This window comes from Vibrio sp. YT-18 (genome assembly GCF_033337345.1).
In the GTDB taxonomy this organism is placed as follows: domain Bacteria; phylum Pseudomonadota; class Gammaproteobacteria; order Enterobacterales; family Vibrionaceae; genus Vibrio; species Vibrio alginolyticus.
Genome location: NZ_JAWOQO010000061.1, coordinates 1 through 1,927, shown reverse-complemented (window position 1 = coordinate 1,927; position 1,927 = coordinate 1). Strand labels below are relative to the sequence as shown.

Here is a 1,927-nt window from a genome sequence, read left to right as displayed (position 1 = left end):
AGAATAATAAAAAGGACTTTGTATGTCTGGAACTTCGTTTGGGCGACGTTTTGTCGAACGTCCGTGGCTAGTATCTCTCATCCTTATTTTGCTACTTGTTGCTTGGTTGGCTGCAGGGCAGCTCAAAGCACAAGGTGACCACACCTCATCCCCATCTCTCCAATCTGAAAACACGCCCTTAGCTAAGGTGATGTTTGATACTTTCACCGCAAAACCTACCAGTAAAACGATAGAACTTTATGGCCGAACCGCACCCAATCGCCAAGCTCGTCTTGGTGCAGAAGTGGCCGGCAAAATTGTCAGTCTCAACATTAATAAAGGGCAACTTGTTAAGCAAGGGCAAGTGATTGCTAACATTGATAAGCGGGATTTGGACAGTCAGCTCAAACGCGCTCAGGCCATGCTGCGAGTGAAAGAAAAGGAGTTTAATGCCGCAAAATCGCTCAAAAGCAGGGGGTTACAAGGCGAGGTGGCCTTTGCGACGGCGGAAGCCGCGTTAGTCGATGCAAGAGCGAACCTCAATAATGTCCAAACCGCTCTCAAGAATACCGAAGTTAAAGCGCCCTTTGATGGCATTGTTGATCATCATTTTGTCGAAGTGGGTGACTTTGTCGGTGTGGGCGATCCAATAGCGACAGTGATTGATTTAGAGACTCTGGTCATTGAGGCCGACGTTAGCGAGCGCCATATCCAGTATCTTAAAGAAGGTCTTCAAGCGGATGTCAGAACTATCAATGGTCAGCATCACTTGGGGACTTTACGTTATATTGGTCGCGTTTCCTCCGTATCGACCAATACGTTTCCGATTGAAATCGAAATAGATAATCGTAATTCGCTCATCCCTGCGGGGATCAGTGCGGAAGTGCAGCTCCCTTTGAATGAAGTGCTAGCGATTAAAATTACCGCTGCAATGTTGGCGTTAGATGAAGAAGGGAATTTAGGTGTCAAAACACTGCAAGATGAACACGTTAAGTTTGTTCCTATTCAGTTAGTCAAAGCAGAAGAAGATGGCGTTTGGTTATCAGGGCTTGGCGAGCAAGCGGACATCATTGTATTAGGACAGGGGTTTGTTCGTGATGGCGATACCGTGATTGCGAATAAAGTCGGTGATGTCGCTGCCGATGCGGCCGAAAAATAGGGAGACAGCATGTTTAGTATAATTGATGCTGCGTTATCCCGATCAAGAACGATGTTGACCTTGTTGGTGATGATCCTCATCGCAGGGGTCATTACTTACGTCACCATCCCAAAAGAATCTAGTCCCGATATCACTATTCCTATCATTTACGTCTCTGTGGGGCATCAAGGTATTTCTCCAACTGATGCTGAGCGTTTACTGGTTCGTCCTATCGAACAAGAACTGCGCTCAATTGAAGGGGTGAAAGAGATGACATCGGTTGCCTCCGAAGGCCACGCTTCAGTCACTTTAGAGTTTAGCGTCGGCGTGGATCTCGATAAAGCGATGGCGGATGTTCGCGACGCGGTCGATCTGGCGAAACCTAAGTTACCTGCAGACAGTGATGAACCGACGGTCAATGAAGTTACTTTTGCTTCAGAGGAGCCAGTTTTAACCGTTGTGCTTTATGGCACGGTGCCAGAGAGAACCATTGTTCAAAGCGCACGAACGTTGCGTGACAGATTAGAAAGCTTCCGTCAGATCTTGGAAGTCGATATTGCTGGTGATCGTGAAGATATTGTCGAGATCGTCGTCGATCCGCTTTTAATGGAAAGCTATGGATTGGATCAGGCCGATATCTATAACTTGATCGCACTAAACAACCGAGTGGTTGCGGCTGGTTTTGTCGATACTGGATATGGGCGCTTTTCGGTCAAAGTTCCGTCGGTGTTTGATTCTCTGAAAGATGTTCTCGAATTGCCTATCAAAGTGAATGGCAAAGAAGTGATCACCTTTGGTGATGTGGCCACA

2 protein-coding genes are annotated in these 1,927 nt (G+C 47.0%); both read left to right on the top strand.

Annotation, left to right across the window (positions count from 1 at the left end; genetic code table 11):
• The first annotated feature begins 22 nt into the window (after positions 1–22).
• Positions 23–1,138, top strand: a complete 1,116-nt coding sequence (vmeJ, locus tag R7M72_RS24245) for a multidrug efflux RND transporter periplasmic adaptor subunit VmeJ (RefSeq protein WP_062889699.1) — start codon at positions 23–25, stop codon at positions 1,136–1,138.
• 9 nt (positions 1,139–1,147) lie between these two features.
• On the top strand, positions 1,148–1,927 hold a 780-nt coding region (locus R7M72_RS24240; RefSeq protein WP_318056361.1), incomplete at its 3' end, for an efflux RND transporter permease subunit.

Coding starts and splice junctions, on each gene's coding strand:
- vmeJ (WP_062889699.1), top strand. CDS start 23: ATGTCTGGAACTTCGTTTGGGCGACGTTTTGTCGAACGTCCGTGGCTA.